General features: G+C 58.2%; 4 protein-coding genes. 1 reads left to right on the forward strand and 3 read right to left on the reverse strand.

Annotated elements, in window-relative coordinates:
* Positions 1-52: 52 nt before the first annotated feature.
* Positions 53-961: a helix-turn-helix domain-containing protein gene (locus tag ACMLHG_RS13795; RefSeq protein WP_417170863.1), complete on the forward strand. Its 909-nt coding sequence runs from the start codon at positions 53-55 to the stop codon at positions 959-961.
* Positions 962-1,314: 353 nt separating this feature from the next.
* Here the strand turns inward: ACMLHG_RS13795 and ACMLHG_RS13800 are convergent, their stop codons facing one another.
* The 3 genes from ACMLHG_RS13800 to ACMLHG_RS13810 form a co-directional block, all read right to left on the reverse strand.
* Positions 1,315-6,669, reverse strand: coding sequence for a sugar-binding protein (locus ACMLHG_RS13800; RefSeq protein WP_417170864.1), 5,355 nt, complete (start codon positions 6,667-6,669; stop codon positions 1,315-1,317).
* A gap of 17 nt (positions 6,670-6,686) precedes the next feature.
* The gene (locus ACMLHG_RS13805; protein ID WP_417170865.1) at positions 6,687-8,240 is read right to left on the reverse strand and encodes a DUF4832 domain-containing protein; all 1,554 of its coding nucleotides are present in this window, start codon (positions 8,238-8,240) and stop codon (positions 6,687-6,689) included.
* A gap of 14 nt (positions 8,241-8,254) precedes the next feature.
* Positions 8,255-9,025, reverse strand: a 771-nt coding sequence (locus ACMLHG_RS13810; RefSeq protein WP_417170866.1) for a prepilin-type N-terminal cleavage/methylation domain-containing protein, incomplete at its 5' end; no start/stop codon positions are given.

A 9,025-nucleotide genomic window follows, 5' to 3' on the forward strand; every position in this document is an offset into this window, starting at 1 on the left:
ATATTATACCTTGAAGAAAAGAATATATCTTTGCGAAAACAATCAAAAAACTATGCGGATTCAATCAAAAAGCGGCAAATCGCATCTGACCGAACAGTTGCAGCGGATTCCGGTGGACGATGATTTCCCCGTGGGAACTCCGGATTTCAATACGCGGGACGAACACCCGGATATCGGACCGCACATTCATGACCTGTTTGAAATCGGTTACTGCTTCGACGGAACCGGTCTCTTTTTAATCGGCGACAAGATTCTGCCGTTCAAGAGGGGAGATGCGGTTGTCATCAACACGCACGAGGTGCACATCGCGCGCGGAACTCCCGGAAACACCACGAGCTGGGGATTTCTCCATCTTGACCCGGTTCGTCTGCTGGCGGACAGCATCGGGAGTTATTCTGAAAACCTGCGGTTGTCGCAATATTGCGGTTCTGCGTTCCGGAACATCATTGACGGCGAGGCGTATCCGGAGATCGCGCACTGCATCCTTCAAATTCTGCTGGAAGTCCGCGACCGGCCGGACCATTACTGCTCGATGGTTCGCAGTCTGACCTGGCGGCTCATGCTGCTGCTGAACCGCTACCATCGAGGCGGGGAGTCCTCCGACGCCCCGCGGGACTATCAGGAGATCGAACGCATCATGCCGGCGCTCCGCTACTTGAATGACAACTACAACGAGGAGATCGATGTGGTGAAACTTGCGGAACTCTGTTTTGCGAGTGAATCGAATTTCCGCAAACTGTTTCATCGGGCGATGGGGTGTGCGCCGCAGCCCTATCTGCAGCGGCTGCGGCTCAACGCGGCAGCGACTCTGCTGAAGAATTCATCCGCGTCGGTTCTGGAAATCGCCCAGCGCTGCGGCTACAACAACCTGTCGAATTTCAACCGGCAGTTCCGGGCGCGTTTCGGGGTATCGCCCCGGGATTACCGAGGAGGTGCCGGCGTGCCGCTTTCCGACCTCTGAAAAGGAGCCTGTCGCCTTTCCGAATTCGATATCGAAGAGAAGTTGGTTATGCTGGCGTTGCGCGTTTGGCCCCGAAAACTGGAGAATGTAAGCAGGTGTAAAATGCCCGCTGAATTAGTCGGTAAAAGGATGGCATTTTTTTACGATGTCGTGTGGTTCAAAGGTGGTGTCCGATATTTTGTGCAAATTTATTCGGAGCGATTGCAGATGACAAGCGTGAGTTGGCACAGCCGAAGCAACCGACCGACCAGAGAGCTCCGGAGGCGCAGGTCGGTTGCGCAGGCGGAGCTTCAACCAGCGAAAACACCTTCCGGAGACGGTGTCGACCTTTCCCGCGCATTCCTGACCCGTCGTCACCAGCACCAGAAAAAGTAGTTGGTGTATTTCACCGGATCGAATTCCCGGGCGAACGGCACATCGCTGTTGAATCCGGGAAACTCCAGCAGGACCGGCCCTGCATGAATGCCGCCCGGGCCGTAATCGTTGTAAACACGAACCGCAATGAAGTTCCGCCCCGGCCGCAATACTCCTTCCGGCAGTTGCCACAACCGCGCGCCGCGTCCGCCGCGATGGGCGTTCGAGACGTAGACCGGCTCCGGCATCTTCCGGCCGTTGATGAAGAGTGTTGAACGCTGCTCCTCACGGCGGAAGGTGAAGATGTCGCGGATTCCGCCGATGTACAGATAAACTTTTCCCTTCGGTATTTCCGGCAGCATCGCCGTCCGGAAATACCAGCCGAAGCCGTCGTAGGCTGAGCCGGGCGCGGAATTGAAGGCCGGATTGGTCTCCGTTACCCCCTGTTCCTCCCAGACTTTGCCGATCTCGATCGGCCGCGGCACCCGGCCGCCGAAATTGCCCGTGGCATATCCCCGCTGCTCTCCGCTGCCGTCGGGATCGGTCAGAAAATGCCACTCTCCGCCGGAGAGATCCCACGGGGGAATCGAGAAGTTCAGCCCCCGGCGATTTTCCACCCCCAGCCGGAAAAACAGGATCGACCAGATCCGGTCGATCTTCCGGCGACATTCGGTACTCCGGACCGAGGCCGGATCCCAGGCGCAGAAGAGTTGCCGGACCGATCCCGCGTCACGGGCGAGAAGCGTACCGTACCGACTCCGCTCCGCCCCCGCGGCGGAGAAACTCTTCACTTCCGGATTCTCAAAACAGTAGAGATCTGCTGTGGTGATTCCGGCAAAATCCCGTGGCACATCGGAATCGGCACCGGGCCGCTCCCCGCGAAACATCGAGGTTCCGTAAAGACTTTTGAACAGCCAGAGTGGAGAATCCACGGTGCGGATCCGGATCGGTTTCGCCGTAATTCCTCCGGGCAGAACGTCGCACATCGGCAGTACCACCAGAGTTCGGACCTCTGCTGGCAGTGTATCCAGTCCTGTCGCGTCCTCTCCCGCCACCGCAACTGGACTCGCAGGAACCACAGAGATTCCGAGCCGGCTGAGAAAAGCACGTCCTTTCGGTCCGCCGAAGTAACGGACTCCCGGCAGGGATTCCGAAGGTTGCGACGTCAGAAAGTATCGGAAAAGATTTCGCGCCAACCGCGTTGCGGCAGGATCGATTCCGAGCCTGTCCGTAAGATCAACCTGGCAGAAGATCGCCCGGCCTGCACCGGAGGCGGCTTCCAGCAACGCAGCTTCGCCCCGATCGAAACCTCCGGTGAGAATCGGCTGAAACGCACCGACCGAAGGAAGCGGCAATACCTTGCCGGCCACCACATTGCGATTGGTCAGGTGCGGGGTTTCCAGTGCGGCGGACTGACTGTGACGGAAGGAGTCCGGAGGACGTTTCTCTGCCGGCACCGTTCCCGCTCTCCCCCGCCACATGGCAAGGTCCGCATCGCACAACCCTTCCAGTACCGGATGGCCGGTATCCGTGGCAAAGAGATGCTCCAGATAGAGCTCTTTCAGACGGTGACCAAACAAGCCGCCGGACTGTTCCAGTACCAGGAGCTGTCCTCCTCGCAGAAGGAATGACTCCAGCACATCCCGGGCGGGGTCGGCAAAAGCGTTGCGTTCGATTACCAGATGGGAGATCTCCGCGGGAATCGGTCGATCAAGCGTCAACGTCTCCGCTGCAAGTCCGAGGCGGTGTGTGACCGGTAATTTCTCCACGGTCACTACGCCGAGCCGAAACCTCCCTGTTGAAACGGGGAGCGTTCCCGGCTCCAAACCGTATTCGGCGCGTCGGAAAATGGTCAGCGCGAAACTCTCTTTTCGAAGAGAGTTCCTGTCATCGAAAAACTCCAGTTGCAGTTCCGCCGGGACACGCGGTTCTCCCGGTTCGGGAAGCCGGAATTCAAACGGCAGCGCAAAACGTGCGCCCTGCGCGATTCGTTGATCAAACTTCCGCCGGGCGACTGTTCGCCCCGCCACCTGCAGAGTTACGGTTCCCCGGAAACGGAACTCCCCGGAAGTGTCATTGACCCCGAGCAGCTGCTTCTTCAGCATTTCGCCGCCGTAGTAGTTGTGGTCGTATCCGGCAGGATCGTCTGCCTCGTTCCCGATGCAGACGAAAAACGGCTGCATTTCATTGAGGAAGAGAGGTGTAAATCGCGTTGTTTTCGGTTGGAGTACTCCGAGGCCGTAGCGCTCCGGCCAGCTCTCGGCCGCATGGGCGCGCAACCGATAGTAACCGCTGTTCACACGCATCCAGCCATCCTCCAGCACTTCACCGACCGGGCTGGTGAAGAAGCGTGGATCAAGCCGCCGCCGGTCGGGAAATCCCCGCGGGGAGTCCGTGTTGACCGGATGCGCCCAGAGATCGTCCGCGATCCACATGCAGAACCCGTCGACGCCGTGGAGCCGGAAGTTCCGCAGCGATTCCCGCATCAACAGCCATTCCCACTGTCGCCAGTCGGAGAATGCACGGTCGCCCAGGTAGCGGGCGGCACACTCGTAATTCATCAGTCGTTCAACCGGTTCCCGCTGCGGCAGTACTTCGAAGGTGTGATCCGGGTGCGTTGTGTCGAAGTTGAGCAAATTACTGACTCCTGCTTCGAAAATATAGAGCGGAAGCTGCGGATTTTTGCGCGCCGCCCACGGCTCCTGATAGCGACGCCGATCCGAGAGATTGAGGCCGTTGGTCGCATACTGATGGGTAATGCGCATGAATCCCGGCCAGTTTCCGGTCGCCTGTGCCACATAGCGCCGGGAGGGATCAAGCCGCCGGAAGAGTTCATCCCGCCGAGTCATCAGTCGGAAGATCGTCTGCGCTCTCTCGCCCGAAGGCAGATAGCTGTCGTCGGTCCGGAAAGGGTCGTGAATGTAACCGTTGATGTCCAGCTGACCGTATTGGTCGCTGAGATAGCCGACCACGGAAGGATGGTTGCGGGTTCGTCGGACGAGTTCCGCGGTCTCCCCGTCCGGCGCGGCACGGTCGAATGGTGCGATGGCCACAAACCCCTCCCGATCCAGCAGGTCGAAAATTGGAAAGTTATTTCCGTATTCGTTGGCATGAAAATAGATCGCATTGAAGCCGAATTTGCGGAGCTGCCGGAAGCGTCCCGGCTCGATCACTTTCGACGGATTGGTCAGCATGCCGGTACGGAAACGGAAAATCTTCCCGTTCAGCAGGAAGTGCGCTCCTTTTGTCTCAAAGGTGCGGAACCCGAATTTCTGCAGCCGCTCCTCGACAAGTCTGCCCCGGGAGTAAAGCCGCAACCGAAACGTAAAGAGCGTCGGCGATTCGGGTGACCACGGGCGGAAGTCCGCGACTTTTCCGGTAAAGGAAAAGCGCTCGGCTACCGGACGGCGCGCCATTCGACAGCGGGAGATCCCGGCGGAATCGAGAATGTCCGCCTCCGCCTCGTACGACAGCCCGGTTCCGCGAACCAGCTCCAGTTGCACATCGAATTCTCCGGTGAGACCGGAGGCCTGTTTCACCCAGAGATCCCGTATCGGCGGCGCAGATTCCGACGATTCCAGATACAGATCTCCGGTGATACCGCATTTGCCGTTCGCTGCGGAAAAACTCGGATTCACCCGGGTGAAAAGACGCAGCGAAAGCCGGTTCGGTTCTCCGTGGCGAAGCCGGGCCGGATCAACCGGCAGTTCCGGCTGTTCCAGTGTGAAGCTGCCGAGATACTCGCCGTTGAGAAAACACTCCGCCTCGATATCGAGATAGTCGCACCGCAACCGCAAATGACGTGTTCGCCAGTTTTCTGGAACAGAGAAGGTACGCTCATACCAGAAGAAACGCCCCTTGGTTCCGCCAAGCGCCGCGTATCCCTCCGGAACCGGTACGAGTCCTCGCCCCGGAACCGGCCGCCAGAGCGGCATTGCCCAGCCGATCCCCATCGGCAACGGCGCATAAAGCCACTTCGCCGGATTCGGCGACGCCTCCCGGTCCGGGACGCACTGGATTGCCCAGATACCATTGAGATAAAACCGCTCTGCAGTCGCACTGATCGAACGGAGTTCCGACTTCTCCCAGAGCCGCCGTTCCGGCGCATTCAACTCCTTCGGGAACGGAAAATCAACCGCGACCGCCCCCCAGGTGACGGCCGGTCTGCTCTTTTCGTCGAAAAAGTCAAGATATGCGCTTCGAAATCCGGAAATGTTTTGATGAGGCGCAGGATTCTGCGGCGTCACGGAGAAGCGGGTTCCGCCGGAATCACGCAGGCTCAGCGACCAGGCGAGCCGGTCGCCCCGGACCGGTTTCCAGCCACGCAGCAGTTTGGCGGGAATCGCCGCCTCCAGCACGTAACCCGGGACCGGATTGCCGTTGACCGTGACGTTTCCCCGGACCAGCCGGGAGCGGATAGAGTCCGCCTTTCCGCCGGGAATCATCGCCTTTCCGCCACCTGCACCACAGTCAAATACAATCTGCACACCGCACGCTTGCAGCGGAGCTCCACGCCGCAACTCGGAGTCGAGCACTCCGGGCGCGAGAAAGAGTTCGATGCTGTCGTTTTCCCACGGTGCATCCGAATGCGTTCCGCCCCCCGGTGTGGCGTCGGCGACCTCCGCAAGAAAAAAGAGTGTTGTTTCGTTGTACATAAAAGAGAATCTACCGGAGAGTTCTTCCGCAGAACGCCACTGCTTCGCCTCGACCAGCTGTGAGGGACGGTCGAGTTTTACCCACACGGGCGGATGCCAGAAATAGAGATTGTCTTCGAATCCCCAGTCCTTACGGTATGCTCCGTCAATCTCCACGCCGGCCGTTGGCCGGGGAATCAGGAAACGCTCCTCCGGCAGAAGCAGATTCACTCCTTTGATCTCGATTTCAAACCCCTGTTTTGTTGTATCAAACTCCCAGAGGCCGAACCCGAGTATCAGCTCCCGCACCCTTCCTGAAAGCGCCGGAGCAAAAGCGTTCCGTTCAAACCGGATGACGCGGGGCAGCTCTTCCAGTGGACGACCACGGTCATAGTCGGCAGCCGTGCGACCGGTTTCCAGTTGCAGTTCCGGCTTGATTCGAATTTTCCTGTCGGCGGAGGCTGTGACTTCCAGCGCGGAGAAATCTGCCGCATCAACCGACACATTACAGGGAATGCGCAGCGAAGCATAGGTGATCTTTTTGGCGGTCGGGCCCCCTGTGATTCGAAACCCGCCGTCCGGCAGTGGAGCAACGGCGATTTCCCGACTGCCGTACCCTTTTGCCTCCGGGACCGCAATCTCCACCGCAACCGCCGGGACAAGCCAGCCAGGCATCAGCAGCATCAGAACCTGTGCCGCAACAAAAAAACGAAAGCACATAGACGTTGCCTTTCCTCTCATTTTTTACAGGAAATACATTCCAACCTGGTCTGGAAAAAATTCACACCGTCTCGAAACTCCAGATCGTTCGCGCAGCGGATTGCATATTCCGGGCGTCCGGCGAGTGTCTCAGCTTCGTCCGGCATGGCAAGGCCTACCCGGTACCGGCCGGGTGGAAGCGTTTCCGGCAGAAGGAATTCCACTTTCAGTTCCTGTTCGATCGCCTCGCCGGTGGTGAAATGACACCCGAACCAGCGCTGAATTTCTGTTTGGATCGGAATTTCCACTCGCTCCGCGCCGTTCTCCAGTACCAGATGAACCGGCCGTGGATTGACCGGTGTGGAAAACCCGCGATTGATCAGGTACACCTTCGCCGAAAACGGTTTCCCGGGGATCAGCACATCGGGCAGCTCCACCCGCTGCAGTTCGATCCGGTAGCCGAGATGGTCACGGATATATTCGTAATAACTGCGCAGAACCGGCTCTCCCTGTGCGTCAAAGCAATAGTCGGCGGCAAGCGGCATCCCGGCATCGGCAAGATCGCGCAGATCGATCGGCACACTCTTCCAGTGATCGATGGAATACTCTTCGAACTGGCCGAGCGAATGGCTGTGAATGATCCCGAACGTATCAAAATGGTGAAGCGTGAAGTGTCTGGCCGCGGCAAGTCCGGAAACAGCACCGAGCCGATCATGCCAGAGCAGCTCTCCATCCATCGGCAGGAAGCGGCTTTCCCGGGTGACATAGTCGAACTCGGCTTCCCGATTCGGTTCGCAGAAGGTTCCCGCGTGTCCCGGTCCGGCGAGGCAGCCGTCATTGAAGTGGCCGATGCGGGCGCGCGGATCAGAGGTAAACGCCAACGCCTCCGGCAATGGCTCCTCACCGTACACCGCTTGTTTGATGCGCGGATAACGAATCATGGTTCGCCGGCTGACGGGAAGCACTTCGAGCACTGCGGCAAACAGATCGCGTTGAAAACCGACATCCGAACGAAGATGATGAAACGAGTGATGCCATTCCCCCCACCAGCCGGGAAACCCGCACTGAAGCGAGTAGATGATGTCGATATTTTTCCGAATCAGCGGTTTCAGCTGCTCCAGGTGACGGAGAATGGTTGCCCCGGTCGGACCGATGATGCAGGGACTCAATTCATAGGCGAACCGCAACAGAACCTTGATGCCGCGGCGGCGGATCTGGAAAAAGAATTCCTCGATATCCTCCAGTTTCGCCGCCGACAGCGGCCGCCCGTCTGAAAATTTGTTGAGGTAGACATATCCTTGAATGACCGTCAACCCGTCGTAGGCACAATAATCCAATTCATCCTGCCACTGACAGTGGCGGAATTCAACGCCGTCCAGACGGTTGCCGCGGATCATGTCATTGACGCAGGGGGGGGCGAGACAGCGACCGTCCAGCTTGTTGCGTTTCTGGTGGACGGTGCACATGCCGGCGATCTCGCCGGGAATGGTGCTGGCGTACACTTCGGTGCGGAAGCCACGTTCCGGATTTTTCAACCCCATGCGCCCGCCGAGATCATCCGGTCGGATTCCGCGAAAAATTTCCTGCTTCACTGAAATGTCCTCTCCTATTCAAATTCAACGACAGTATTGGTATCGAGACGGCGACAATAGAGGCCGATCGCGCTGCTGTGAGGGCCACGGAACCACTTCACATGGCCGTCTGCGTAGAGAAAATTGCCGCCGGCATTGTGCCGGTGAGCGATGCCGTATTGCGGAATTTGCAGATCAAACGGCGCATAACTTCTCCAGTAGTGAGGCCCGGTGGCGATAATATGCGAAGTACCATCGATCCCCGCGCCATCCACGACAAGAACAGCGGCGGACGCCTTTTTTTTCAATCGCGACAGCTGGCTGAATTTCAAAAGCCACTCGTTGAATTTCGCAGGATTGCTGATTGCGTCTCCACTGGCGACATTGGTGTTGATGACATAACTGCAGCTTGCGGTAATGCCCCAGACGGTCGCCGTTCTCGGTTCCGTTTCCGCCGGACAATGAAAAATTCCCTTTCCGACAGCGGCCAGCGCCTCTTTGCCGGTACCGCCTCCGGTACAGCCGGTCCATTGCAATCGACGGTACCAGTAATAGGCATCTTCCAGCCCGCCGCCGTAAATGCTGGGGCAGATCCAGTCGTCGTAGGAGTTGGCGTAGAGGAAAAAGGCCATTCCCTGCTGTTTGAGATTGCTGGTACAGCCGATCGTTTTCGCCTTCGAACGCGCCCGGTTCAGCGCCGGCAGCAGCATCGCAGCCAGAATTGCGATGATAGAAATTACAATCAGAAGTTCGATCAATGTAAACAGCCTGTCCTTTTTCACTTTTCCCTCCTGTCTGTTACAGTG

Source organism: Victivallis sp., from assembly GCF_048170485.1.
Lineage (GTDB): Bacteria > Verrucomicrobiota > Lentisphaeria > Victivallales > Victivallaceae > Victivallis.

Coding starts and splice junctions, on each gene's coding strand:
- ACMLHG_RS13795 (WP_417170863.1), top strand. CDS start 53: ATGCGGATTCAATCAAAAAGCGGCAAATCGCATCTGACCGAACAGTTG.
- ACMLHG_RS13800 (WP_417170864.1), bottom strand. CDS start 6,669: ATGTGCTTTCGTTTTTTTGTTGCGGCACAGGTTCTGATGCTGCTGATG.